27 protein-coding genes and 3 tRNA genes are annotated in these 25,588 nt (G+C 54.6%); 17 read left to right on the top strand and 13 right to left on the bottom strand.

Features of this window, described 5'->3' with window-relative positions:
- Positions 1–26 precede the first annotated feature (26 nt).
- Both C0560_RS03205 and C0560_RS03210 read right to left on the bottom strand, forming a co-directional pair.
- Positions 27–500 carry a threonine/serine exporter gene (locus C0560_RS03205; protein WP_100777752.1) on the bottom strand — a complete coding sequence of 158 codons (474 nt, stop codon included), beginning with the start codon at positions 498–500 and terminating at the stop codon, positions 27–29.
- Entirely contained in the window at positions 491–1,267 is a 777-nt protein-coding gene (locus C0560_RS03210; RefSeq protein WP_123429535.1) for a threonine/serine exporter ThrE family protein, read from the bottom strand. The genes C0560_RS03205 and C0560_RS03210 overlap by 10 nt, the downstream gene beginning before the upstream one ends.
- Before the next feature lie 400 nt (positions 1,268–1,667).
- Here C0560_RS03210 and C0560_RS03215 point away from each other — a divergent pair, with 400 nt between their 5' ends.
- A complete protein-coding gene (locus C0560_RS03215; protein WP_123429534.1) occupies positions 1,668–2,390 on the top strand; it encodes a response regulator transcription factor in 723 nt (240 codons plus the stop codon).
- Positions 2,391–2,401: 11 nt separating this feature from the next.
- Entirely contained in the window at positions 2,402–3,025 is a 624-nt protein-coding gene (bglJ, locus tag C0560_RS03220; RefSeq protein ID WP_123429533.1) for a DNA-binding transcriptional activator BglJ, read from the top strand.
- 46 nt (positions 3,026–3,071) lie between these two features.
- Here the strand turns inward: bglJ and C0560_RS03225 are convergent, their stop codons facing one another.
- The gene (locus C0560_RS03225; protein WP_100777748.1) at positions 3,072–3,530 is read right to left on the bottom strand and encodes a YbaK/EbsC family protein; all 459 of its coding nucleotides are present in this window, start codon (positions 3,528–3,530) and stop codon (positions 3,072–3,074) included.
- 328 nt (positions 3,531–3,858) lie between these two features.
- Between C0560_RS03225 and C0560_RS03230 the strand changes: the two genes are divergently transcribed.
- On the top strand, positions 3,859–5,202 hold the full coding sequence (locus C0560_RS03230) for a PTS sugar transporter subunit IIC (RefSeq protein WP_123429532.1): 1,344 nt from the start codon (positions 3,859–3,861) through the stop codon (positions 5,200–5,202).
- Between the two features lie 81 nt (positions 5,203–5,283).
- Here C0560_RS03230 and fhuF read toward each other — a convergent pair whose 3' ends face one another.
- Positions 5,284–6,072, bottom strand: coding sequence for a siderophore-iron reductase FhuF (fhuF, locus tag C0560_RS03235; RefSeq protein WP_181827298.1), 789 nt, complete (start codon positions 6,070–6,072; stop codon positions 5,284–5,286).
- Positions 6,073–6,170: 98 nt separating this feature from the next.
- Positions 6,171–7,235, bottom strand: a complete 1,065-nt coding sequence (locus C0560_RS03240) for a GGDEF domain-containing protein (protein WP_248859623.1) — start codon at positions 7,233–7,235, stop codon at positions 6,171–6,173.
- 216 nt (positions 7,236–7,451) lie between these two features.
- On the opposite strand from C0560_RS03240, the gene C0560_RS03245 reads away from it, so the two are divergent.
- Entirely contained in the window at positions 7,452–7,721 is a 270-nt protein-coding gene (locus C0560_RS03245) for a DUF1435 domain-containing protein (protein ID WP_100780767.1), read from the top strand.
- A 43-nt stretch (positions 7,722–7,764) separates the two neighbouring features.
- Here the strand turns inward: C0560_RS03245 and C0560_RS03250 are convergent.
- From C0560_RS03250 to rsmC, 4 genes are all read right to left on the bottom strand, one after another.
- Positions 7,765–7,851, bottom strand: a tRNA-Leu gene (locus tag C0560_RS03250).
- Between the two features lie 33 nt (positions 7,852–7,884).
- Positions 7,885–7,971, bottom strand: a tRNA-Leu gene (locus C0560_RS03255).
- Positions 7,972–8,000: 29 nt separating this feature from the next.
- Positions 8,001–8,087: transfer RNA gene (locus tag C0560_RS03260), tRNA-Leu, on the bottom strand.
- 156 nt (positions 8,088–8,243) lie between these two features.
- Positions 8,244–9,272, bottom strand: a complete 1,029-nt coding sequence (gene rsmC, locus C0560_RS03265) for a 16S rRNA (guanine(1207)-N(2))-methyltransferase RsmC (protein ID WP_102104540.1) — start codon at positions 9,270–9,272, stop codon at positions 8,244–8,246.
- Positions 9,273–9,374: 102 nt separating this feature from the next.
- Between rsmC and C0560_RS03270 the strand changes: the two genes are divergently transcribed.
- The 8 genes from C0560_RS03270 to C0560_RS03305 all read left to right on the top strand — a co-directional run bounded on the left by C0560_RS03270 (position 9,375) and on the right by C0560_RS03305 (position 15,719).
- Positions 9,375–9,788, top strand: coding sequence for a DNA polymerase III subunit psi (locus tag C0560_RS03270; protein ID WP_100777743.1), 414 nt, complete (start codon positions 9,375–9,377; stop codon positions 9,786–9,788).
- Positions 9,757–10,200, top strand: a complete 444-nt coding sequence (gene rimI, locus C0560_RS03275; protein ID WP_102104541.1) for a ribosomal protein S18-alanine N-acetyltransferase — start codon at positions 9,757–9,759, stop codon at positions 10,198–10,200. The genes C0560_RS03270 and rimI overlap by 32 nt, the downstream gene beginning before the upstream one ends.
- 17 nt (positions 10,201–10,217) lie before the next feature.
- Positions 10,218–10,895 carry a pyrimidine 5'-nucleotidase gene (gene yjjG / locus C0560_RS03280; protein ID WP_100777741.1) on the top strand — a complete coding sequence of 226 codons (678 nt, stop codon included), beginning with the start codon at positions 10,218–10,220 and terminating at the stop codon, positions 10,893–10,895.
- 91 nt (positions 10,896–10,986) lie between these two features.
- Positions 10,987–12,576 (top strand): peptide chain release factor 3, encoded by a 1,590-nt coding sequence (gene prfC, locus C0560_RS03285; RefSeq protein ID WP_102104542.1) that lies wholly within the window; start codon positions 10,987–10,989, stop codon positions 12,574–12,576.
- 305 nt (positions 12,577–12,881) lie between these two features.
- On the top strand, positions 12,882–13,499 hold the full coding sequence (gene osmY, locus C0560_RS03290; RefSeq protein WP_102104543.1) for a molecular chaperone OsmY: 618 nt from the start codon (positions 12,882–12,884) through the stop codon (positions 13,497–13,499).
- Between the two features lie 83 nt (positions 13,500–13,582).
- Positions 13,583–13,744 carry a DUF1328 domain-containing protein gene (locus C0560_RS03295; protein ID WP_002887716.1) on the top strand — a complete coding sequence of 54 codons (162 nt, stop codon included), beginning with the start codon at positions 13,583–13,585 and terminating at the stop codon, positions 13,742–13,744.
- Positions 13,745–13,887: 143 nt separating this feature from the next.
- Positions 13,888–14,940 (top strand): patatin family protein, encoded by a 1,053-nt coding sequence (locus C0560_RS03300; protein WP_248859624.1) that lies wholly within the window; start codon positions 13,888–13,890, stop codon positions 14,938–14,940.
- Complete coding sequence (locus C0560_RS03305) at positions 14,937–15,719, top strand: TatD family hydrolase (protein WP_181827301.1); 783 nt, start codon at positions 14,937–14,939, stop codon at positions 15,717–15,719. Before C0560_RS03300 ends, C0560_RS03305 begins: the two co-directional genes overlap by 4 nt.
- On the opposite strand, the gene C0560_RS03310 is transcribed toward C0560_RS03305, so the two are convergent.
- Together C0560_RS03310 and C0560_RS03315 are read right to left on the bottom strand one after the other, a co-directional pair.
- Positions 15,714–16,574 (bottom strand): YjjW family glycine radical enzyme activase, encoded by an 861-nt coding sequence (locus tag C0560_RS03310; RefSeq protein WP_248859625.1) that lies wholly within the window; start codon positions 16,572–16,574, stop codon positions 15,714–15,716. The two genes, C0560_RS03305 and C0560_RS03310, sit on opposite strands and share 6 nt — an antisense overlap.
- Positions 16,549–18,096, bottom strand: a complete 1,548-nt coding sequence (locus tag C0560_RS03315) for a YjjI family glycine radical enzyme (RefSeq protein ID WP_248859626.1) — start codon at positions 18,094–18,096, stop codon at positions 16,549–16,551. Before C0560_RS03315 ends, C0560_RS03310 begins: the two co-directional genes overlap by 26 nt.
- A gap of 261 nt (positions 18,097–18,357) precedes the next feature.
- Here C0560_RS03315 and deoC point away from each other — a divergent pair, with 261 nt between their 5' ends.
- The 4 genes from deoC (at position 18,358) to deoD (ending at position 22,731) form a co-directional block, all read left to right on the top strand.
- On the top strand, positions 18,358–19,137 hold the full coding sequence (deoC, locus tag C0560_RS03320; RefSeq protein ID WP_103947176.1) for a deoxyribose-phosphate aldolase: 780 nt from the start codon (positions 18,358–18,360) through the stop codon (positions 19,135–19,137).
- A 161-nt stretch (positions 19,138–19,298) separates the two neighbouring features.
- Positions 19,299–20,621, top strand: coding sequence for a thymidine phosphorylase (deoA, locus tag C0560_RS03325; protein ID WP_123429524.1), 1,323 nt, complete (start codon positions 19,299–19,301; stop codon positions 20,619–20,621).
- A gap of 60 nt (positions 20,622–20,681) precedes the next feature.
- A complete protein-coding gene (deoB, locus tag C0560_RS03330) occupies positions 20,682–21,905 on the top strand; it encodes a phosphopentomutase (protein WP_100777731.1) in 1,224 nt (407 codons plus the stop codon).
- Positions 21,906–22,008: 103 nt separating this feature from the next.
- Positions 22,009–22,731, top strand: coding sequence for a purine-nucleoside phosphorylase (gene deoD, locus C0560_RS03335; RefSeq protein WP_100777730.1), 723 nt, complete (start codon positions 22,009–22,011; stop codon positions 22,729–22,731).
- Between the two features lie 70 nt (positions 22,732–22,801).
- On the opposite strand, the gene lplA is transcribed toward deoD, so the two are convergent.
- Together lplA and C0560_RS03345 are read right to left on the bottom strand one after the other, a co-directional pair.
- On the bottom strand, positions 22,802–23,818 hold the full coding sequence (gene lplA / locus C0560_RS03340; protein ID WP_248859627.1) for a lipoate--protein ligase LplA: 1,017 nt from the start codon (positions 23,816–23,818) through the stop codon (positions 22,802–22,804).
- A 38-nt stretch (positions 23,819–23,856) separates the two neighbouring features.
- The gene (locus tag C0560_RS03345) at positions 23,857–24,501 is read right to left on the bottom strand and encodes a YtjB family periplasmic protein (RefSeq protein ID WP_100777728.1); all 645 of its coding nucleotides are present in this window, start codon (positions 24,499–24,501) and stop codon (positions 23,857–23,859) included.
- Positions 24,502–24,618: 117 nt separating this feature from the next.
- Here C0560_RS03345 and serB point away from each other — a divergent pair, with 117 nt between their 5' ends.
- On the top strand, positions 24,619–25,587 hold the full coding sequence (serB, locus tag C0560_RS03350; protein WP_248859628.1) for a phosphoserine phosphatase: 969 nt from the start codon (positions 24,619–24,621) through the stop codon (positions 25,585–25,587).
- Position 25,588: the final 1 nt, after the last annotated feature.

Genomic DNA, 25,588 nt, shown 5'->3' on the forward strand with positions numbered 1-25,588 from the left:
CGCCATGGCAGCGGGAGAACACAAATTCAAACGCGTGGGCGCTTTCTGTAGAGCCATAAACCGGGAATCGACAGACCGATGGAGAGCGCGCCGACGATGGACGAGGCTTTGAGGAAATTGCTCAACAGCAGGATCATTTGCGGCTCGCTGTAGCCGAAGTGGCTGATCTTCACCGCCGAGATCATCGCTGTGTAGGCGGATATGCCGGGGAACATTGGGATCACCGCCGCCACGGTGAACACTTTCGGGTGCGCCAGATACCAGCGCGACCATTGAATGCCGATACAGCCGACCAGCATCGAGGCCATAAACGTTGACCATTCGATGTTAAACCCGGCGGTCATCATCACCATTCGCGAACCATGACCGATAGCACCCAGCAGGGCGCACCAGGGCAGCGCGCGCTGCGGCACGTTAAAGACCATCGCAAAGCCCACGGCAGGAATGGCAGCCAGCGCCATGTCTTGTGCCAGAGCGAATAAAAAGTCGATTATGCCCATCCGCGCAGCCCCCAGAGTGTCATGGCCATGACCACGCCGATGCAGGTCGCGAGGGTTAACAGGCTCGCAATCGCCCAGCGTGCCAGACCCGTATTGATGTGCCCTTTAAACATATCAGCGACGGCGTTGATCAGCGGAAAACCCGGTACCAGCAGCAGGACGCTGGCCGCCATGGCAACGCTCGGAGTGCTGACAAACACAGGCAGGCGCAGCAGCAGACCGGAGACGGTTGTTGCGACAAAGGCGGTGAGACAAAAGTTAATCTGCGGATGCATATGGCGCTGCGTCAGGAGCTGGCGCACGTACATGGCGATGGCGCTGGCGAAAAAGGTCACCACCGCGCCGTCCCATCCGCCGTTATTCAGTTTGCAGAAGCAGGCGCAGGACAGCCCCACCATCAGCACCACTAACCAGCGCGGGTAGCGCAGCGGCTTAATCTGGTTGAACCGTTTTTCAACGCCGGGCAAGTCCAGAAGCTTGTGTTCAGCCATGATGACGATGTGCTGCACTTCGGTGACCACGTGCATATTGATTCCGCGATCCTGGTTTTTGCGCGTCGACGTCAGACACTGGCCCTCTTTTATGGTGGTCAGCACGATGGCGTTAGATGAGATAGAGCTTTCTACGCTGTGCATCCCCAGCGCCAGACCCAGGCGGGTCGACAGCTCTTCGACCAATGCGCTCTCTGCGCCGTGTTGTAATAAGAAAAGACCGCACTGTATGCATAGTCGCGTGGCGGCGCGTTGTGACGACTGATCTGCCTGCATGGGTTGCCCTGAAAATGAGAACTGCCAGAGTGTCTGGAATGTTTACTTTTAGCACAAACGGCGGCCTGTCTGGCTCTGGGTCAGATCAACATTTGTGCAATCAGTGGCAGGATGCAACGGCAGGCGCAGAGCGGTCTGGGGTGTTTTTTATTCATTTCGTGAATACTAATTGATGATATATATAATTTATTAATTTAGTTTGATGGGTTTAATATTTTGCGCAAGGACTATTATGTTATTCTGATTTTTGTATTATATTATCCTCGGATTTAACAATGTCAGGATTATAGTTGTTATCGTTAATATAACCTGTACTAATAACTTAGGGTCAGGATAATGCCCATGTCTGAGCCGTGATTTTAATATCATTAATTAGATGAAGAAAGGATTCGGAGAATCTATGTCACCAGTGAAGGGAAAATCAGTAATCGTTATCAGTAAAATCCCGGTGATGCAAACCGGTCTGGGCGGCATCATGGCCAGCCATTTTCCAGAATATGACGTGTCTTTTTGCCGCACACATGACGATCTCACTTTACAGAATTTAAATCGTGCATCCGTCGTGGTTGCTGATATTTCAGGTGATTACGTCAACCCTCGCGGCGCGCTTGAACACTATTATCTGTTATTAAGTCAGTACCGGGATATCCACTGGATTTTTCTGGTCTCACGTCCTCTTTACCCTCTCGCTGTTGAGTTGCTCATACGCCCCGAAAGCACACTGCTTTCGGATATGGAACCTATCGAAGGCGTCATCAACGCGATCCGCGCGGGGAGCGAGTATTCCGAACGGATAAGTCAGACGCTGTTATCACCTGAGCCGCGAGTTGATGATAATGAGTATAAAGTCCCTGTAATACTGACCCTCTCGGAACGTAAGGTATTACGTCTGCTTGGAAAAGGCTGGGGAATAAACCAAATCGCCACATTACTGAAAAAAAGCAATAAAACCGTCAGTGCGCAAAAAAATAGTGCGATGCGTCGGTTATCTCTGCACGGAAATGCAGAAATGTACGCATGGATCAATAGTACACAGGGAATGAGAGAGCTGAACTTAATCTCAGCCTATGGAGAGCAAAAGGAATGGAAACAAATGCCTCAGGAAGAGATATTGCTGTCATAGACCAATGCACGATGAGTGCCGTGGGGCTTGAACATCTCTTTGCCATCGCGCCATTTAGCGATTATCGCCTTCATCTGTTTAAAAACTTTAGCACTTTCAAGGCTGCGCTTTCACAGACTCCTTTTTTCTCGGTGATCTATTCGCTTTCAGATGTGCGAGAAGAACGAAGAAATTGTCTGGTGTCACTGCGAGAACTGGCCCTGACACACAGTGGTATACAGCGCATTATTCTGGCAGCGGACGACGTTGAGGCAAGATTGATTGGTCAACTGACGCCTTCCCGTCTTCACGGAATAATCAGTAAGTCGGCCTCACTGGCTGAGCTGCAAAAACTGCTGATCATTCTGTTAAGCGAAACAGAGCGAGTCAATAACAACGCCTTTGCCCACTGGCAAGGAAGCTTGTCCAGAATGTTAAGCCCAATGGAGCGGGCGATTATGCGCCATCTTTCGGCGGGCCTTTCCATTCCCGAAATTGCGGAGCAGCTTAAACGCAATATCAAAACCGTTCGCGCGCATAAATATAATGTGATGGTGAAGCTGGGGGTGAGTTCCGATGTGGGGCTGCTGCATGCGGCAGATATTCTGGGGCAGTTGCCCATGCGTGAGCTGAAACTGACTGTTAAGGCGGCGTAGTGCTTTTCATTGTGCATCATTGCGCCAGAGGAACCTGGCGCAGCGATCAGATGCAGACATCAATCCATTTAGCCGATGTAAGCTCAGCCATTCGCTCAGGCGCGATACGCACTGCGCTGTGAATTGACCCGGCCGCAGGAAGCACTTCCTCATATTGTTTAAGGGAAACGTCGCAGTAAACGGCCAGCGGAGTCTCCAGGCCGAAGGGGCAAACTCCACCAACGGGATGCCCGGTTAGCGTCACCACTTCGTCACTGCACAGCATCCGCGCTTTCGCGCCAAATGCATTTTTCAGTTTTTTGTTATCCAGGCGTGCATCGCCTTTTGCGACCACCAGAATCACCTCGTTTTTAACCTTCAGTGATAAGGTTTTCGCTATCTGTCCCGGCTCGACATGATGGGCGGCTGCGGCCAGTGCAACCGTTGCGGTGCTTTGGCTAAGCTCGATGACATCAATATCCGGGGCATTGTCAGCAAAAAATTGCCGTACGGACTGCAAACTCATTGTTATCTCCTGACAAATATCCTGCGTAATCTGTCATAAGAAATTATGCTCTGTAAATATCTCTTAGGTAACAAATATTCTGTTCACTCGTTTTCTGGATCGCCTTCACATTCACGGAAACCGGTTACAGTAACCGGTTGCAGAGTGTGATGGAGAGATTAATACTGACGATGTAACTTCCCCTGTATCCAATAATAAGAGTCGAATATGAAACCAATTTGTCCGAGCGGTACCGCTGGTACACGAACCAGCAAGGTGGTGACAATGATGTATGGATCACCGTGTGGCGCGTCTGCGTCCAAACTGAACGTCTGACAGGAGCCTCACTATGTCTGCCAACCATGCTGCGTTTAATCTTATTTTCCGGTTCGTTGAAAACTATGTCAGCCCCGTCGCCGGGCGTATCTCCTCCCAGCGCCACGTGATGGCGATTCGTGACGGATTTATTTCCGCGATGCCCTTTATGATTGTCGGCTCCTTCTTGCTGGTGTTTGCTTACCCGCCTTTCTCACCGGACACCACATGGGGCTTTGCCCGTGCGTGGCTGGATATGGCGAAGCAGTTCGAAGGGCAGATCCTGACCCCGTTCGATATGACCATGGGAATCATGTCGATCTACATCTGTGCGGCTATCGCCTACAACCTGGGTAAGCACTACGTTAAGTCGCATCAGCTCGACCCGTTCATGTGCGCGATGCTGTCGCTGATGGCATTTTTACTGGTTGCTGCACCGAAAACCAAAGGGGCGATGCCGGTCGATAGCCTGGGCGGGACCGGGATCTTTACTGCGATTCTGGTGGCCGTGTACTGCGTGGAGATGATGCGTTTCCTGAAGGCACACAATATTGGCATTCGTCTGCCGGACCAGGTGCCACCGATGATCAAAAACTCATTTGATCTGCTGATCCCGGTGCTGGTTGTGGTGCTTACGCTTTATCCCCTGAGCCTGTTTATTCAGTCTCAGTTCGACATGCTGATCCCTCAGGCGATTATGTCGATCTTTAAACCGCTGGTGTCGGCGGCGGATTCTCTGCCTGCAATTCTGCTGGCTGTGTTAATTGGTCACCTGCTGTGGTTTGCCGGGATCCACGGCGCTGCGATTGTGTCAGGCATGCTGCAGATGTTCTGGCTGACTAACCTGGGCATGAACCAGACCGCGCTGGCTCAGGGTGCGCCACTGCCGCATATCTTTATGGAAGCCTTCTGGACCTTCTTTATCGTCATCGGTGGCTCGGGCGCCACGATGGGGCTGGTGATCTGCTATCTGCGCAGCCGTTCCGCACACCTGCGCTCCATTGGCCGTTTAAGCGTTGTACCAAGCTTCTTTAACATTAACGAACCGGTGATTTTCGGTACGCCAATCGTGATGAACCCTGTGTTCTTCATTCCATTCCTGCTGGCACCGATGGTGAACGCGGTGCTCGCATGGGCCGCCATGAAGCTGGATCTGATTGGACGTGTGATTTCTGTGGTGCCGTGGACCGCTCCGGCCCCGGTGGGTGCTGCGTGGGCGTTGGGCTGGGACTTCCGTGCGGCGGTGCTGGTCATCCTGCTGGCGCTGGTCTCGGCAATCATCTACTACCCGTTCTTTAAAGTGTACGAGAAGCAGTTGCTGGAGCAGGAAGCCGAAGAAGCACAGCATGCAGAAGAGGATAGCCAGCAGGTGGCTTAATCAAAAAGCAAAACGGCAACTTCGGTTGCCGTTTTTGTATTTGCATTTTCCCCCGTTATAAGAGGGCAGCCTGTATAGGTATTATTTCAGCGTACAATCACCACACTGCTGAACATCCGGCAGGCGATAGCGCTGGCAGCAGGTCCGACGGACCAGTAATCCGTCACGCGGCACCACGGTGCGGAACAACGGATTATCCTGGCCATCTGAAAGCTGTTTGGCAAAGAAACAGGACTGACGCAGCGCCTCGACGGTCTCATCGCCCAGCACCGCTTTCATCTCTGTCAGATACCAGTGAATGAGATACCCGGTATTACTCCAGATAAGCTTCCCGTTGATATCGCCAGTCTCTTCCAGCGCATTTACCACTGGAATGAGCGCCTGTTTCACCAGCGTTTCCATACGCTCCTGCGCGGACAGTACCGTCGTATTCCGATCCTCATGGACGTCAATCCAAAAGCAGGCCGCACGGCCGGTTTCATGAAACTCGACGAAAAAATGCTCCGGAGAAAGGTCCAGCGCGGCGTCCTGCGTTAACAGGGCTATCATCAGCGGAGGCACCATCAGCCCGATGTACCATTGCGCCCACAGGGAGAGTAACGGTTTATTTTCTCGCGCGAGATTAGGCTGGTTTCGATAGATATGATCGGAGTAGACCGCGAGCAAAGAGTGCATCTCTGCCGGGCGACACCACTGCGCCAGCGTCATGGCCTGGTGCGGATGGGGTTCATCCAGCTTGATGAAATCGAGCAGGTAAGCGCGATGCTCGGCGATGGTTTCCCGTACGGAATCCGCAAGCGTTGAACGCCCGGCGCCAGGAGGGGCTAGCCAGATGACAGGATCAACGATTTGTGCGGAACGAGTAGCCATAGGAGAATAGGATACAAATCTAAATGATAATGATTGCCAATCCTAGCTATAGAGCAAACCGATCGCAAGCCTTTTGTCGGTAAAGCGGGAGGTGGGGCTTATCCTGCCTGGAGTTCAGGGCTTAAGAGGATATTGTTGCGGCCCATGTGCTTGGCTTCGTAGAGCGCTTTATCCGCTTTTTCGAGCGCCGCTTCGATATCCTCTGACTCATAAATCGCAATGCCAATACTGATGGTGACGTTGGTCGCCACGCTCTCATTAAACATATGCGGGATCTTCAGGTCGTAGACCTTCTGGCGAATACGTTCGGCGGTCTGGCGCGCCTGATCGAGCGTGACGCTGGTCAGCAGCACCATAAACTCTTCACCGCCAAAACGGGCGACGATATCGCGTGAGCGCACGGCGTCACGGATTGCAGCCGAAACCCGAATCAGCGCCTGATCGCCCATCATATGGCCGTAGTGGTCGTTATAGGCCTTGAAATGATCGATATCCAGCAGCAGAACGAAATGTTCTCCCTGCTCAAGCGTAGGCAGATTCTCCAGCCGGCTTTGCAGGCCACGGCGGTTATACAGGCCGGTCAGGGGGTCCATCATGCTCAGATCGTTAAGCGTTTCCCGCTCCTCAAGCAGCCGGTACAGCAAGTCCTGAGCAAAACGGTCGTTACGTCTTTGAATCACGTGATGGATTGCAATCCCAATCATCGGCAGCGCGAGGGAGTAAACGATGCGTGGCCAGTACTCGGGAGGGCAAAACCACAGACAGACCAGAAATGTCGGCAGCGAGTGGATAGTAAACGCTTTGATATCACTGGCAAATGCCAGCGAGCCGATAAACAGGACGCTTAGCAGGGCCAGCAGCAGGAAGGTATAAGGATCCTGCGTGACCAGCATAAATTTCCAGGCGATATGCCAGGCCCAGATTCCACCAAAGATGAATGAAATCAGCGGAATATTGATCTGCCGGGTTTTATTGTTCCAGTGCCAGACCAGCAGCGACAGGCTGAGCGTGAAAATGAGCGCGACAGGCAGGGTCAGCGTATGCACGCTGTATAAGGGATTGAACACAGTAAAAAGTGCTGACACGGCGTTCAGGAATAAAAATAAACGTAAAGATAACTGATATTTCTTGTGACGTAATGAACGCCAGGATTGTGCTGTCATGTCGGTATATTTTTAGTAATTCTGAATTAAATCAAACTAATGGCTGCCGATGTGAATGAAATACTGCGCAATAATCAGGGACTAAAATATCAGAAATTTATTATAAATAGTTAACAGGTGTGCAATTTATCACCTTACTCATTTCCTGTCATTACGGGAAAGGTAAAGGTTGCCGGAATGTATCGGCCAGTGCTGACAAATGAGAAAACCTATCATATGATATTGGTTATCATTATCGCATTGAGAGAGAAAAACATGTTGAGCAAGGCGCTGGGAAGTGGATGGGGTGTGTTGCTGCCGGGGATCGTCATCGCTGGGCTGACATTTGCCGATCTCTCATTGGACGTCTGGAAAGCGATTATCGTGTCGGGTCTGCTGGTCACATCAGGAATGATTTGGCATAAGCAGTTGCGTCATTTCGTTCTGCTGCCGTCTTGCGTCGCGCTGATCAGTGGAATGCTGGTAATAATGATGAGTTTGAAATAATAGGGAAATGACAGGGAGTTAATCAGGGAGGAGATAAGATAAGTGGTGCGAAGAGGGGGACTTGAACCCCCACGTCCGTAAGAACACTAACACCTGAAGCTAGCGCGTCTACCAATTCCGCCACCTTCGCACTGTTATCTTATTCTTTTTGATATTGCCTCGTTGGTGCGAGGGGGGGGACTTGAACCCCCACGTCCGTTAAGACACTAACACCTGAAGCTAGCGCGTCTACCAATTCCGCCACCGTCGCCCGGTGAGAACAATATCAAACATGGTTTGTGGTGCGAGGGGAGGGACTTGAACCCTCACGTCCGTAAAGACACTAACACCTGAAGCTAGCGCGTCTACCAATTCCGCCACCGTCGCATACCATCAATACTTAAAAAGTATCGCAACCACGGAGGCGCATTCTAGATGTTTTCAGCTTTCCGTCAACAGATAATTGCCCAGGATGTTTTGATTGCTGCAAAAATCGGCATTTGTATAGCCCGGAGCGCGATGCGCAGCCGGGCTGGCGGCAAATTACTTCTTCGCCTGACGTGTCATAACTGTACGATAAACTTTAAAGCGACCGGTCTGCGCCAGCACTTCATGGAAGCCGAAAATCTCATCCAGAAGGTTAGGATAAGGCAGGAAGGCGTTGGCCACGATGCGCAGCTCACCGCCGCTGTTGAGGTGACGTACCGCACCGCGAATCAGCGTTTGTGCTGCTTCAAGGCTGGTTTCCATGCCGTCGTGGAATGGCGGGTTGGAGATAATCATATCGAAACGCCCCGTCACCTCTGAGAACACGTTGCTGGCGAAAACGTCGCCTTCGAGTTCATTGGCGGCAAGGGTGGCACGGCTGGCTTCAACGGCCGGCGCGCTCACGTCACACAGGGTAAGACGCACTTTCGGGGAGTGGGTGGCGAGCACGGCAGACAACACGCCTGCGCCGCAGCCGACATCCAGCACTTTTCCTTTGGTGTGCGGCGTAAAGGTGGAGAGCAGCAGTTGGCTGCCCACATCCAGACCGTCGCGGCTAAAGACGCCCGGCAGCGTTTTGATTGTCAGCCCTTCGAGCTGATACTCGCCCCAGGCTTTTTCGGCATCAAACTCAGGCTGTTTTTCCAGACGACCGTGGTACAAACCGCAGCGACGTGCGCTGTCGATTTTGTTCAGCGTCGCGTATTCCGCCAGCATCTGCTCGGCGCTACGCACGCCGCTGCGGTTCTCGCCAACGACGAAAATGTCGCAGCCAACCGGCAGCATGGAGAGCAGGTTCATCAGCTGGAACTGCGCTTCAGGTTTGTTCTTTGGCCAGTAGTAGATCAGCGTATCGCAGTCGGCGATATCGCTTTGCTCCGCCACCAGGCTGAAGCGCACGCGATCTTCCATCTGACGGCTTAACACCTGCCAGTGATGGAATTGCTGGGTATGGGCGCGGCTTTCGGCGCATTCGAAACGGGCAGGCAGATCGTCCTGCATATCTCCGGCAAACAGAATACGGCTTTCTTCGAAATCATCACTGTGACGCAGCAAGACTTCACTTGCCGGGGTAAATGCAGACATGAATTGTTCCTCAATAAACTCAGCCGGGGATTATAGTAGTTTGTTGGCGGATATACGACGAATTTGCTATATTTGCGCGCCTGACAGACAGGAGTTTTCCCTATGACATCCCGACGTGACTGGCAGTTACAGCAACTGGGCATCACCCAGTGGTCTCTGCGTCGCCCGACGGCGTTGCAGGGTGAAATCGCTATCTCCATTCCGGCACACGTTCGTCTGGTCATGGTGGCTGAAGAGCTGCCCTCGCTCACTGAGACGCTGGTCAGCGACGTTCTGCGTACGCTGAAAGTGAGCGCCGATCAGGTGTTACAGCTGACGCCCGAGCGCGTGGCGATGCTGCCGCCGGAGAGCCGCTGCAACAGCTGGCGGCTTGGCGTTGCGGATGAGACTCCCCTTGAGGGCGGTCAGCTGCTTACGCCGCCACTGGAAGAATTGAAAGCAAACCCAAAGGCGCGAAGCGCGCTATGGCAACAAATCTGTGAATATGAACACGATTTCTTCCCTCACGACGTCTGATCTGGCATCAGCGTTCGCGATTGAGACGCGCGCCCATGCTTTTCCGTGGAGCGAAAAAACATTCGCCAGCAATCAGGGCGAGCGCTATCTGAATTTCCATCTGGATGTCGATGGCGAAATGGCGGCATTTGCCATTACGCAGGTCGTGCTGGATGAAGCGACGCTGTTTAACATTGCCGTCGATCCCGCATACCAGCGCCGTGGCCTGGCCCGGGAACTGCTGGAACATGTAATACGCGAGCTGGAGACACGTGATGTCTTCACGCTGTGGCTGGAGGTTCGCGCCTCCAATGCGGCCGCCATCGCACTCTACGAAAGCTTAGGCTTTAACGAGGCGACGATTCGCCGTAATTATTACCCGACTGCCGAGGGACGCGAAGACGCCATCATCATGGCGCTGCCGCTTGGATAACAAATAAGGTTGTAACGATGAAATGGGACTGGATTTTCTTTGACGCCGACGAAACGCTGTTTACGTTTGATTCGTTTGGCGGCCTACAGCGGATGTTTTTAGACTATAGCGTCACTTTTACCGCAGAAGATTTTCAGGACTATCAGGCGGTGAACAAACCGCTTTGGGTGGATTACCAGAACGGTGCCATCTCGGCGTTACAGCTCCAGCACCAGCGTTTTCAGGGCTGGTCCGAGCGTCTGAATGTCTCTCCCGGCGCGCTGAACGAGGCTTTTCTCAACGCGATGGCGGAGATTTGCGCACCGCTGCCTGGGGCGATTTCCCTGCTTAATGCCCTTAAAGGCAAAGTGAAGCTCGGGATCATCACCAACGGCTTTACCGCCCTGCAGCAGATCCGCCTTGAACGCACAGGCCTGCGCGATCATTTCGACGCGCTGGTGATCTCTGAACAGGTGGGCGTGCCAAAACCCGATCCGCGTATTTTTGACTATGCGCTGGAAAAAGCCGGTCATCCCGCACGTGAGCGCGTGCTGATGGTCGGAGACACCGCCGAGTCGGATATTCTGGGCGGAATGAAGTCCGGGCTGGCAACCTGCTGGCTGAACGCACACGGTCGCGCGCTGCCTGAAGGTATCGAACCGACCTGGACCGTATCGTCATTGAACGAACTGGAGCAACTCCTGTGTAAACAATGATTGCCTGCCCCCCATTGATGGGTAAAATAGCCGCAATTTCGTATTCCATGATGCGTGGCCTGCTGCCGCGCTTATATAAGAAGATTTGATTATGACGTTGTCTCCTTATCTGCAAGAGGTGGCGAAGCGCCGTACTTTTGCCATTATTTCTCACCCGGATGCCGGTAAAACGACCATCACCGAAAAGGTACTGCTGTTCGGACAGGCGATTCAGACCGCCGGTACGGTAAAAGGCCGTGGCTCCAGCCAGCACGCCAAATCGGACTGGATGGAGATGGAAAAGCAGCGTGGTATTTCCATTACCACCTCCGTAATGCAGTTCCCGTATCACGACTGCCTGGTGAATCTGCTCGACACCCCAGGCCACGAAGACTTCTCCGAAGATACCTACCGTACACTGACGGCGGTGGACTGCTGTCTGATGGTCATCGACGCTGCGAAAGGGGTAGAAGATCGTACCCGTAAGCTGATGGAAGTCACCCGTCTGCGCGATACGCCGATCCTGACCTTCATGAACAAACTCGACCGTGACATCCGCGATCCGATGGAAGTGATGGACGAAGTGGAGCGCGAGCTGAAAATCGCCTGTGCGCCAATTACCTGGCCGATCGGCTGCGGTAAGCTGTTCAAGGGCGTTTACCATCTCTATAAAGATGAAGTGTATCTGTACCAGACCGGTAAAGGTCACACCATCCAGGACGTGCGTATCGTAAAAGGTCTGGATAACCCGGATCTGGACGTGGCGGTGGGCGAAGAGCTGGCCTCTCAGCTGCGCGATGAGCTGGAACTGGTCAAAGGCGCTTCTCACGAGTTTGACAAAGAGCTGTTCCTGGCCGGGGAAATCACGCCGGTGTTCTTCGGTACCGCACTGGGTAACTTTGGTGTGGATCATATGCTCGACGGTCTGGTGGAGTGGGCGCCGCAGCCGATGCCGCGCAAAACTGACTCCCGTCTTGTCGAAGCCGCAGAAGAGAAATTCACCGGCTTCGTCTTTAAAATTCAGGCCAACATGGACCCGAAACACCGCGACCGCGTGGCCTTCCTGCGTGTGGTTTCCGGTAAGTATGAAAAGGGCATGAAGCTGCGGCAGGTACGTATCGGGAAAGATGTTGTGATTTCCGACGCGCTGACCTTTATGGCGGGCGACCGTTCACACGTTGAAGAAGCCTATCCGGGCGACATCATCGGCCTGCATAACCACGGCACCATTCAGATCGGCGACACCTTCACCCAGGGTGAAATGATGAAGTTCACCGGTATCCCGAACTTCGCGCCGGAACTGTTCCGTCGTATCCGGCTGAAAGATCCGCTGAAGCAAAAGCAGCTGCTCAAAGGTCTGGTCCAGCTCTCCGAAGAGGGCGCGGTACAGGTCTTCCGTCCAATTGCCAACAACGATCTGATCGTGGGCGCGGTCGGTGTGCTGCAGTTCGACGTGGTCGTTGCACGTCTGAAGAGCGAGTATAACGTGGAAGCGATCTACGAATCGGTGAACGTGGCGACGGCGCGCTGGGTTGAATGTGCTGACGTAAAGAAATTCGAAGAGTTCAAACGTAAGAACGAAATCCAGCTGGCACTGGATGGCGGCGATAACCTGACGTACATCGCCCCAACCATGGTTAACCTGAATCTGACCCAGGAACGCTATCCTGACGTTCAGTTCCGCAAAACCCGCGAGCACTAATCCTTTCTCAGAGCACGGCGCCCGCCGTGCTCTTCTTAAACTCCAGCCTTATTAATCCCTTGCGGAATGTTCTTAATTCAACGCGATTTTAGCGTTATTGCTCGTTTTTTGCCCGATTCTGAAAGCGGCTTTGTCAATGTGATCTATATTTAACTCAGTGTTTAACACCGGGCGCGGATGATAGTCCTGTTCAATGCGTGTTCATGAGTCTCTCATCCCGGCCGTGTGTTTATTCGCAAGATTAAAAACTAGTATGAAGGGATGTTTTGACGCTCAACTTCCGAGCAAACTACAGGAATACATCGATGAATATGACAAGACTTAAGATTTCTAAAACTCTGCTGGCAGTCACTCTGGGTGGCCTCCTGGTAAGTGGTTCTGCCCTGGCAGAAAGCACTACTACGGATAAGGCGCAATCCACCGCGGACAGCGCAGGGCAAAAAATCGATAGCTCTATGAATAAAGTCGGTAATTTCATGGATGACAGCTCTATCACAGCAAAAGTGAAAGCGGCTCTGGTGGATGATGAAAACATCAAGAGCACCGACATTTCCGTAAAAACTGACAAAAAAGTGGTCACCCTGAGTGGCTTCGTGGAAAGCCAGGCGCAGGCTGAACAAGCCGTCACCGTGGCGAAAGGCGTTGAAGGCGTCACCTCAGTCAGCGACAAACTGCACGTGCGTGATGCTAAAGACGCGTCTGTGAAAGGCTATGCAGGCGACACCGCAACCACCAGCGAAATCAAAGCTAAACTATTAGCAGATGACATCGTACCGTCTCGTAAAGTGAAAGTTGAAACCACCGACGGTGTGGTCCAGCTCTCCGGTACGGTTGATTCCCAGGCGCAGGTGGAACGCGCCGAAACTATCGCTAAAGCCGTCGATGGCGTTAAAAGCGTCAAAAACGATCTGAAAGCGAAATAAGAACGACTTTTGGACACAACGCTTGTGAGCACCTGAGCGCTCACATATAGCGGCTGATATTAACTATGGTAAAGGAGAGTTTTATGTTTCGTTGGGGCATTATATTTCTGGTTATCGCGTTAATTGCCGCCGCTCTGGGCTTTGGTGGTCTGGCGGGTACAGCGGCCGGCGCGGCGAAAATTGTTTTCGTTGTCGGTATTATCCTGTTCCTGGTCAGCCTGTTTACCGGACGCCGTCGTCCCTAGATAAGCGTAATCAGCCCGTCGGAAAACATCGCCGACAACACCACACTAAAAGCCAGTCCTTGCGACTGGCTTTTTCTGGTTTGAGTCATAGGGCCAGTTTGCGCTACTGTGTAATAACAGAAGAATGAAAAACAGGTGTAGCAGTGGGGCAGAGAATTCCGGTTACGCTCGGCAATATCGCGCCGTTGGCGTTAAAACCCTTTCGCGTCGGCCGGCTGGCGCTGGTATGCGAAGGCGGTGGGCAGCGAGGCATCTTCACGGCCGGGGTGCTGGATGAATTCATGCGCGCGCAATTTAACCCCTTCGATCTCTTCTTTGGCACGTCCGCAGGGGCGCAAAATCTCTCTGCCTACGTCTGTAACCAGCCCGGTTACGCCCGCAAAGTGATTATGCGCTACACCACTTCTCGCGATTTCTTCAATCCGCTGCGCTTTGTACGCGGCGGAAATCTCATCGATCTGGACTGGCTCTTAGACTCCACTTCCAGCCAAATGCCGCTGGCAATGGACACCGCTTCTCGCCTTTTTGATACGGGAAAAGAGTTCTGGATGTGCGCCAGCCGGGGCGATGACTACACGCCGGGCTACTTCTCACCGCAAAAAGAGAACTGGCTGGATATTCTGCGTGCATCCAGCGCGATTCCTGGCTTCTACCGGACCGCAGCGGCCCTCGACGGCATCAACTATCTGGACGGTGGGATCAGCGACGCCGTGCCCGTCCAGGAAGCTGCACGCCGTGGCGCGCAAACTATCGTGGTGATCCGCACCGTGCCGTCGCAGATGTACTACACCCCGCAGTGGTTTAAGCGCATGGAAAAATGGCTGGGGGACAGTAGCCTGCAGCCGCTGGTGAACATCGCTCATCAGCATGAAGCCAGCTACAGCGCAATGCAGCGGTTTATCGAAAAGCCGCCGGGCAAGCTGAAAATCTTTGAAATCTATCCGCCGAAACCCCTTAACAGCATGGCGCTGGGCAGTCGCATACCTGCGCTGCGCGATGACTATAAAACCGGGCGTCTGTGCGCTCGCTATTTCCTGGCAACGGTGGGGAAACTGCTGACCGAAAGCCCGCCTATTTATCGGCATAAGCGCATCATCACGCCACCGGCGATTGTGGCAAACGACGCCCTGACGATGCCGCTGGTGGATGCCCCGCAGGCGAACGATACGACCTTTGATAACGAGGATCTGGCGTGACTTTTCGCTTTGTCGACACCCATTGCCACTTTGATTTTCCGCCGTTTACCGGCAATGAAGCGCAAAGTATCGCGCAGGCTGCGAAGGCGGGTGTGCAGGCGATTATCGTCCCTGCCATTGAAGCGGCAAATTTTGAACGGGTGCTCGATTTGGCCCGCAGCCACACGGCACTCTACGCCGCGCTGGGCCTGCATCCCATTGTGGTGGAAACGCATCAGGATGCGCATCTGGACCAGCTGGAAGCCTGTATTCTCACCGCCGGAAACAAGCTGGTGGCGATCGGTGAGATCGGTCTCGATCTCTATCGTGACGATCCGCAATTCGATCGCCAGCAGGCGCTTTTGGATGCGCAGCTAAAACTGGCTAAACGCCATGATCTGCCGGTGATCCTCCACTCAAGACGCACTCACGACAAACTGGCGATGCACCTCAAACGCGCCGATCTGCCGCGAACCGGCGTGGTGCACGGTTTTTCCGGAAGCCTGCAACAGGCGCAACGTTTTATCGAGCTGGGCTACAAAATTGGCGTCGGCGGCACGATCACCTATCCGCGCGCCAGTAAAACCCGCGACGTGATGGCGCAGTTGCCCCTGTCATCCCTGCTGCTGGAAACTGACGCGCCGGACATGCCGCTGAATGGTTTTCAGGGCCAGCCGAATCGCCCGGAGCAGGCGGCGCGCGTCTTTACGACGCTGTGTGAATTACGTGCTGAGCCGGCAGAAACCCTCGCTGACGCGCTGCTGCAAAACACTGAAGATCTGTTTGGCATCACCCTATAAATAGAGCGCCGGGCGGATCACCGTGATCCTCTGTTTCTCCAGCGCGCAGGCCAGAGGTTCTACATCCTCCGCCGTGGCGCTGCGCCAGCTGGCCGCCTCGCCGTACACCCCGTGGGCGTGAAAAGCGTTGATCCTGACAGGCACGTCGCCGAGATCGTGAATAAAGGCGATCAGCGACTCCAGATGTTTCAGATAATCACAATGATCCGGGATCACCAGCAGCCGCAGTTCCGTTAAACGCTGATGGTGCGCCAGCCAACGAATGCTGTCTTTAATCTGCGGGTTTTCGCGCCCGGTCAGAAAACGGTGATGCTCATTGTTCCAGGCTTTCAGATCCAGCATGGCGCCATCAAAAAACGGCAGCAGCTTTTGCCAGCCGGTTTCACTCAGCAGCCCGTTGCTGTCTACCAGACAGGTTAAATGCTTCAGGGAGGCGTCCGCTTTGATGGCGCGAAACAGCGCCACCACAAACGGCAGCTGGGTAGTGGCTTCGCCGCCGCTGACGGTTATCCCTTCAATAAAAGGCGCGACGGTGCGAATCTGCCCGAGGATTTCCTCTACGCTGAAACGCTGTGCCATCGGGGTGGCCTGTTGCGGGCAGACGTGCAAACAGGTGTCGCATTTTTGACAGATACTCTCCTGCCACCAGACGCGCCCGGCCTGAATGTTCAGGGCGTCGTGCGGGCAGTGAAGCACGCAGTCGCCACAATCGTTGCAGCGGCCGATGGTCCACGGGTTGTGGCAGGTTTTGCAGCGCAGGTTACACCCCTGCAGGAACAGTGCCAGGCGGCTGCCCGGCCCGTCCACGCAGGAGAAAGGGATAACTTGACTAACTAAAGCGCATCTGCTGTTCATGGCTTATCACGCGCGGCTGACGTTCAAGGATACGTGTATTGCGTGCAGCCTCTTCGCCAAGCCAGGTGGTGTTGGTACGAGAGCCTTCCGCGCGGTATTTCTCCAGATCCGACAGGCGCACCATATACCCGGTCACACGCACCAGATCGTTCCCGGCGACGTTGGCCGTGAATTCGCGCATCCCGGCGTTAAACGCCCCAAGACACAGCTGAACCACGGCCTGCGGGTTACGCTTGATGGTTTCGTCCAGCGTCAGAATATCACTGATGCCTGAATGATAATGTTTGTGATGCGGCGCGACGGCCAGCAGATGGCTAATCGGATCCGGCTCATCGCCATACGGCAGACGCGCACCCGGCGTAGTACCCGCGTCAGAGCTGATTCCGGACTGGGCATGCAGCATGGCGCGCTGCTTCCAGCCGTGTTTCACCGGCGTATTTTCGACAAATTCCGCAAGCTGTTCGCTCATGCGGTAGCCCAGCGCATTGGCCTGCTCATCTTTACCGTAACGCGCGTTCAGTCCGGCTTTCTCGCACAGGGTATTCACCGCTTCGGCCAGACCGTACATGCCAAACATCGGCACAAAACGATCCGCATCAATCAGCCCCTCTTTTACCAGGAAGCTATTCTCAAAGAAGCCGGATTGCTCATACAGGAAATCACAGCGTGCATCGATAATCGCGATCTGCTGCTGACAGTAGTGCGGTAGCGTGCGGGTAAAGAAATCGTCCATTGATTCACTGCTCTCGGCGATAGCCTTGAGATTGAGGCGAACCAGGGTGCTGCCACCGCCCGCCAGCGGCAGCGAGTTGTAACAACTCACTACGCCATAACGGCCTTTTGTGAAAATTTTATCATTCACCGGACCGTTGGAAATATGCGGTTTACTGCATTCGCAAATATTTTTCGCCACGCTTAGCAGCAAATCATCAGAGGTGATTTCCGGGTCGTAAATAAAGGTGAGATTCGGTGCGACCTGCTTCAGCTCTGCGTCAGCGCGTAAAATAGCGCGGGTGACTGGGGTATCCGCAGGGCCGATGTTGGCGTGCATAAACGCGTCTGGCAGGGTTCTGTCGAGATAACGCCAGAAACGTTTTATTCGGCTATCAATTTCTTCTTGTGTTAGAATTCTAACATAGGGTTGCAGTAACGCGTCGAGATGGCCGAGAAACACCGGCATCGATGTGACGGATGGAACATGGTGGTAGAGGATAGTGAGTAACGACAGGGCGTCATCGAGATCTTTCGCCCCTTCCAGCTCTAACCACTCTGAGCCGTTTGCCAGGAATTTAGCGTAGTCCGGCAGAACGTAGCGCGGTTTGAAGGGCGCATGGCCTTCAAACATATCGCAGATGAAACCCTCGTCCAGTGCCGCACGCGCGGCCTGTGACAGCGCGGGGTAGGGTAGATTGTTTTCCGCTTCCAGCGCCAGGAAATGACGTTTTTGCTCGGCTGTCAGTACCGGGCTTGTCACAATTTGCTGGCAACGTTGTTGCAAAGCATCGAGACCGGAGGTGGACATGTTCGCTTCCTTTTATTCTGCGGTTGATGGGCAGATTGTAGGAACTCATCATGCGAAGCCATTTGATCCGACGCGGGTGATTGCTGTTTTAGCCAGCAGCCTGAGGACTAAAGTTTGAAGTTGATCTCATTACAGTAATGCAAATTTGTACGCAGTTTTCATTAACTGTGATGAATGTCGAAGTGTGAATGCGGGTGAATGTTAGAATACTCACAGACCCGCACGGTGAAAATTTATACGGCGAAGCCGTTGGAGAATGTTATGACCGATTTAACCGCAAGCAGCCTGCGCGCGTTGAAACTGATGGACCTGACCACCCTGAACGATGACGACACCAATGAAAAAGTGATCGCATTGTGCCATCAGGCGAAAACGCCAGTGGGCAATACCGCTGCCATCTGCATCTATCCGCGTTTTATCCCGATTGCACGTAAGACGCTGAACGCGCAGGGCACGCCTGACGTGCGTATCGCAACCGTCACCAACTTCCCGCACGGCAATGACGACATCGACATTGCGCTGGCTGAAACCCGCGCGGCGATTGCCTACGGTGCTGATGAAGTTGACGTGGTGTTCCCGTACCGTGCGCTGATCGCCGGCAACGAGCAGGTCGGTTTTGACCTGGTGAAAGCCTGTAAAGACGCTTGTGCGGCGGCTAACGTGCTGCTGAAAGTGATTATCGAAACGGGCGAGCTGAAAGAAGAAGCGCTGATTCGTAAAGCATCTGAAATCTCCATCAAAGCGGGTGCGGATTTCATTAAAACCTCTACCGGTAAAGTGCCGGTCAACGCAACGCCAGAAAGCGCTCGCATCATGATGGAAGTGATTCGCGACATGGGCGTGTCTAAAACCGTTGGTTTCAAACCTGCGGGCGGCGTGCGTACTGCAGAGGACGCGCAGCAGTTCCTGGCCATCGCTGACGATCTGTTTGGCGCCGACTGGGCGGATTCCCGTCACTACCGCTTCGGCGCATCCAGCCTGCTGGCAAGCCTGCTGAAAGCGCTGGGTCACGGTGACGGTAAGAGCGCCAGCAGCTACTAATTACTCGTCATAGTCAGGCTGCACTTTCACCCCAGTCTCTTACTTGTGTAGGCGCCTGGGGGGCACTTTCTTGCCGCCCTCCGGCAGCTCGAATTATGAAGAGTAATATTTTATCGCGGCGGGTTTACCGCCGCATTTAACCTGATTCCCCGGGGGTTACCGTGTTTCTCGCACAAGAAATTATTCGTAAAAAACGTGATGGTCATGCATTAAGCGACGAAGAGATCCGCTTCTTTATCAACGGTATTCGTGACAACACCATCTCTGAAGGGCAGATTGCTGCCCTGGCGATGACCATTTTCTTCCACGATATGGCGATGTCGGAACGTGTCTCGCTGACCATGGCGATGCGGGATTCAGGAACCGTTCTGGACTGGAAAAGCCTTAACCTCAACGGCCCGATTGTGGATAAACACTCCACGGGCGGCGTAGGCGATGTCACTTCCCTGATGCTTGGCCCAATGGTCGCCGCATGTGGGGGTTATATCCCGATGATCTCCGGGCGCGGCCTGGGGCATACGGGCGGTACGCTCGACAAACTGGAAGCCATTCCGGGCTTCGATATCTTCCCGGATGACCAGCGCTTCCGCGAAATTATTAAAGACGTTGGTGTGGCGATTATCGGCCAGACCAGCTCTCTCGCGCCGGCGGATAAACGTTTTTACGCCACCCGCGATATCACCGCGACAGTGGATTCCATTCCGCTGATCACCGCCTCGATCCTCGCCAAAAAGCTGGCAGAAGGTCTGGATGCCCTGGTGATGGATGTGAAAGTGGGTAGCGGTGCGTTTATGCCGACCTATGAACTCTCTGCGGCATTGGCCGAAGCGATCGTTGGCGTCTCCAACGGTGCAGGCGTGCGCACGACAGCGCTGCTCACCGACATGAATCAGGTGCTGGCCTCCAGCGCGGGTAACGCCGTCGAAGTGCGCGAAGCCGTGCAGTTCCTGACCGGCGAATACCGCAATCCGCGTCTGTTCGACGTCACTATGGCGCTGTGCGTTGAGATGCTGATCTCCGGTAAGCTCGCCAAAGACGACGCCGACGCGCGCGCGAAACTGCAGGCGGTGCTGGATAACGGCAAAGCGGCAGAGATCTTCGGTCGCATGGTGGCTGCGCAAAAAGGTCCAACCGATTTCGTCGAAAACTACGCGAAATACCTGCCGACCGCGACGCTCAGCAAGGCGGTTTACGCCGACGCGGAAGGTTTTGTCTCCGCCATGGACACCCGTGCGCTGGGCATGGCCGTGGTATCGATGGGCGGCGGACGCCGTCAGGCATCGGACACGATTGATTACAGCGTCGGCTTTACCGATATGACCCGTCTGGGTGACAGCGTTGACGGGCAGCGTCCGCTGGCAGTCATCCATGCCAAAGACGAAGCCAGCTGGCAGGAAGCGGCGAAAGCGGTGAAAGCGGCCATTAAACTTGACGACACAGCTCCCGAAACCACACCAACCGTCTATCGTCGTATCACCGAATAGCGGTATACTGATCTGATCGGTTTTTTATGAATTTTTGAAGCACATAAGTACGGAGAACATATGAAACGTGCATTTATTATGGTGCTGGACTCATTCGGCATCGGCGCTACAGAAGATGCAGACCGCTTTGGTGATGTCGGTTCCGACACCATGGGCCATATCGCAGAAGCGTGTGCGAAAGGCGAAGCGAACAATGGCCGTCAGGGCCCACTGACGCTGCCAAACCTGACCCGCCTGGGTCTGGTGAAAGCGCATGAAGGTTCGACTGGTAAAGTGGCGGCCGGTATGGACGCTAACGCAGAAGTGATCGGCGCATATGCATGGGCGCACGAGCTTTCCTCGGGTAAAGATACCCCGTCTGGTCACTGGGAAATTGCCGGTGTACCGGTTCTGTTCGACTGGGGCTACTTCTCCGATCACGAAAACAGCTTCCCGCAGAAGCTGCTGGACAAGCTGGTTGAGCGCGGCAATCTGCCGGGTTACCTCGGTAACTGCCACTCCTCCGGTACGGTGATTCTGGATCAGCTCGGCGAAGAGCACATGAAAACCGGCAAGCCGATTTTCTACACTTCCGCTGACTCCGTGTTCCAGATTGCCTGCCACGAAGAGACCTTCGGCCTGGATCGTCTGTACGAGCTGTGCGAAATCGCGCGTGAAGAGCTGACCGAAGGCGGCTACAACATTGGCCGCGTAATTGCTCGTCCGTTTATCGGCGACAAACCGGGCAACTTCCAGCGTACCGGCAACCGTCACGATCTGGCCGTAGAACCGCCAGCACCGACCGTGTTGCAGAAACTGGTTGATGAGAAAGCGGGCGAAGTGGTTTCTGTCGGTAAAATCGCAGACATCTACGCCAACTGCGGCATCACCAAAAAAGTGAAAGCCACCGGTCTGGACGCGCTGTTCGACGCCACCATCAAAGAGATGAAAGAAGCGGGCGACAAGACTATCGTCTTCACCAACTTCGTAGACTTCGACTCCTCCTGGGGCCATCGTCGCGACGTCGCCGGTTATGCTGCCGGTCTGGAACTGTTCGACCGCCGTCTGCCGGAGCTGCTGGAGCTGGTGGGGGAAGATGACATTATCATCCTGACCGCTGACCACGGCTGCGACCCAACCTGGACCGGTACCGACCACACCCGCGAGCACATTCCTGTGCTGGTGTACGGACCGAAAGTGAAACCAGGATCGCTGGGCCACCGCGAAACCTTCGCGGATATCGGCCAGACCATTGCGAGCTACTTCGGTACGTCGCCAATGGACTACGGCAAAAACATGCTGTGATGCGCATGCCCGGCAGCGCTACGCTCGCCGGGCCTACGATTTAGTAGGTCGGGTCAGGCGCAGCCGCCACCCGACAAAACGACAATTTTAAAAGGATCTGAAGATGGCTACCCCACACATTAATGCAGAAATGGGCGATTTCGCGGACGTAGTGTTGATGCCGGGTGACCCGCTGCGCGCGAAGCACATTGCGGAAACCTTCCTCGAAGACGTGCGTGAAGTGAACAACGTGCGCGGCATGCTGGGCTTCACAGGTACTTACAAAGGCCGCAAAATCTCTGTGATGGGTCACGGTATGGGTATCCCGTCCTGCTCCATCTACACCAAAGAGCTGATCACCGATTTCGGCGTGAAGAAAATCATCCGCGTGGGCTCTTGCGGTGCAGTGCGTATGGACGTGAAACTGCGTGACGTCGTCATCGGTATGGGTGCTTGCACCGATTCCAAAGTCAACCGTATGCGTTTCAAAGACCACGACTTTGCAGCCATCGCTGACTTCGGCATGGTGCGTAACGCGGTTGATGCGGCGAAAGCGCTGGGCGTTGATGCGCGCGTTGGTAACATCTTCTCTGCTGACCTGTTCTATGCACCGGACGGCGGCGAAATGTTCGACGTGATGGAAAAATACGGCATCCTGGGCGTGGAAATGGAAGCGGCGGGCATCTACGGCGTAGCGGCTGAGTTTGGTGCGAAAGCGCTGACCATCTGCACCGTGTCTGACCACATCCGTACTCACGAGCAGACCACTGCCGCTGAGCGTCAGACCACCTTCAACGACATGATCAAAATCGCGCTGGAATCCGTTCTGCTGGGCGATAAAGAGTAAGTCTGTTTGCCGGGTGGCTTCTCCGTCTTACCCGGCCTGCAATGTTAAAGCCCGCTTGCGGGCTTTTCTGTCACCGCACCGCTTTCGCTATCCACGCCGACAACTCCCGCAACTCTTTTTCCTGCTCCGGGAACTCGCCTAACAGCGCGTCACACGCTTGCTGCAGACTCTCCGCGCGATACAAACATCCCTGCAAACGGGCCGCCAGCGCTTCCAGCGGGGCCGGATTGAGGCTATCGGTAAACACCTGCGTGCGCGTGATAATGCCCCGTTCAACGTCGAAATGCAGCTCTACGCCGCCCCAGGTGAAACGCTCATCCAGCAGATGCGAGAACGCCGGTGCCTGGCCGAAGTTCCACTCCCAGCTGCTTTGCCGGGCAAAGGTTTCGGCGAAGTTGGGCAAATCCGGCGTTTTGTCCGGGGAGATCACTTCCGCCTCGACGCGCTCGCCATAGTGTTCGAAAAACGCCTCACGAATTGCCTCGCAGACCTGCTCATGGGTGATGCCTGGCAGCAGTTCCACCAGATTTGCCACGCGACCGCGCACCGAGGTAATCCCCTTGGCCTGCAGCTTTTTCTTGTCGGGATTGAGATAGTTCGCCAGACGGCTCAAGTCAGCGTTAAGCAGTAAAGTGCCGTGATGAAAACCGCGATCTTTGGTTTCGCGATAGGCTGAACCGGAAACTTTACGGTCACCTTCAGGGGTTTTGACCACCAGATCGTTTCGCCCGGAGGCTTCTGCCGTCACGCCGAGGGCGTTCAGGGCATTGAGCACAATCGCGGTGGAGATGGTTTTATCGTACTCCGGTTTACCGGCCATAAAGGTAAAGCAGGTATTGCCGAGGTCATGGAATACCGCGCCGCCGCCGCTGCTGCGACGGGCCAGACGCACGTTGTCCTCTTCCATGCGCCGGGTGTTGCACTCTTTCCACGGGTTCTGCGCGCGGCCAATGACCACCGTATCGGCGTTGCGCCAGAGAAACAGGACGCGCTGTGTGGCAGGCATCTGGCGGAAGATGCACTCTTCCACCGCGAGGTTGAACCAGGGATCGTAAGAGTCAGAGATAAGCAGGCGTAGTGTCGTCATGGCAGATTTCCTTTCCGAATCGTCCACCCACTTTACCATTAATCCTTCTTCTCACTCTCTTCCTCTTCCGGCACCGATTTACTGGCCGTCAGCAGGAAAGGCGACTGCTGCCAGCGCGTGCGTTTGCCCTGCAAAAGCGTGCGCGTTAACACGACGCCAATCGCCAGCGAAAGGAGTAACATCAGGCGTAGAATATTCGTGGTGTTATCCACCTGCTTGGCTTCGGTCGGCAGGGTGTGGGTGTCGAGGGTCAGACGCAGGTAGCCCAGCGGGCCATTCTTGCCCTGAATCGGCTCGATAATTTGCTGATTGAAATAGCCGCCAGCCTTTTTGCCGTCGAGCGCCAGACGGTCGCGCACGTCAACGTGCTCACCGGCGCGGGCAATCAGATCGCCCTGTTCGTCGTAGACGCCCGCATCCAGAATACGGCTGTTTTCCGTAATCTGACGCAGTATTTGGGCGATGCGTTTATCGTCCGGCGTCTCGGTGCGCATTGCGGGTGCAACGCTCAGGGTAACCTGACGCGCCAGGGTTCGCGCCAGCTCTTCGAACTGCGGATTACGTTGTCGTTGATGATTCTGGCTAAACCAGGATGCCCCTTGCATCAGCGCCACCAGAAGCGCGAGGCAGGACAGGACAATCACTGCACGATGAAGCCGGAATTTCAGTTTTGCGCGAGCCATATTCCACCTGCTGAAAATTTACGGCTTAATGTTGCCAGAAGTGATGGTTACAGGGTAGCCTCATGCGTTATTTTCCCCCTGGAACCTTCCGGCGCGAACCAATTTACAGGAGCTTCAATGCCGAACATTACCTGGTGCGACCTGACCGATGACGTCTCTTTATGGCCAGGATTGCCGCTCTCATTAAGTGGCGACGAGGTCATGCCTCTGGACTACCATGCGGGGCGTAGCGGCTGGCTGCTGTATGGCCGTGGCCTGGATAAGCAACGCCTGACGCAATACCAAACCAAGCTCGGCGCGGCGATGGTGATTGTGGCGGCCTGGTGCGTGGAAGATTATCAGGTGCTGCGTCTGGCCGGATCTCTGACACAACGCGCAACCCGCCTGGCCCACGAAGCCGGGCTGGACGTGGCACCACTGGGGAAGATCCCGCATCTGAAAACGCCAGGACTGCTGGTGATGGATATGGATTCGACCGCCATTCAGATCGAGTGCATCGACGAACTCGCGAAACTGGCCGGTAGCGGCGAGATGGTGGCGGAAGTGACCGAACGCGCCATGCGCGGCGAACTCGATTTTGCCGCCAGCCTGAAGCAGCGCGTCGCCACGTTAAAAGGGGCCGATGCCAACATCCTGCGTCAGGTGCGTGATGAACTCCCGTTGATGCCTGGCCTCACCCAACTGGTAATGAAGCTGGAAACCCTCGGCTGGAAAGTGGCGATTGCCTCCGGCGGCTTCACCTTCTTCGCGGACTACCTGCGCGACAAACTGCGCCTGACTACTGTTGTGGCGAACGAACTGGAGATCCGCGACGGTAAACTGACCGGCGAAGTGATCGGCGATATCGTGGATGCCCAGTACAAAGCCAACACCCTGACGCGTCTGGCGGAAAAATATGAAATTCCGGTCACGCAGACCGTCGCCATCGGTGACGGCGCGAACGATCTGCCAATGATTAAAGTGGCCGGGCTGGGCATTGCCTATCATGCCAAGCCAAAAGTAAACGAAAAGACGGAAGTCACCATTCGTCACGCCGATCTGATGGGGGTGTTCTGCATCCTCTCCGGCAGCGTGAATCAGAAATAAA

Origin of the sequence: Lelliottia sp. AC1 (assembly GCF_023278595.1) — a bacterium.
Lineage (GTDB): Bacteria > Pseudomonadota > Gammaproteobacteria > Enterobacterales > Enterobacteriaceae > Enterobacter > Enterobacter nimipressuralis.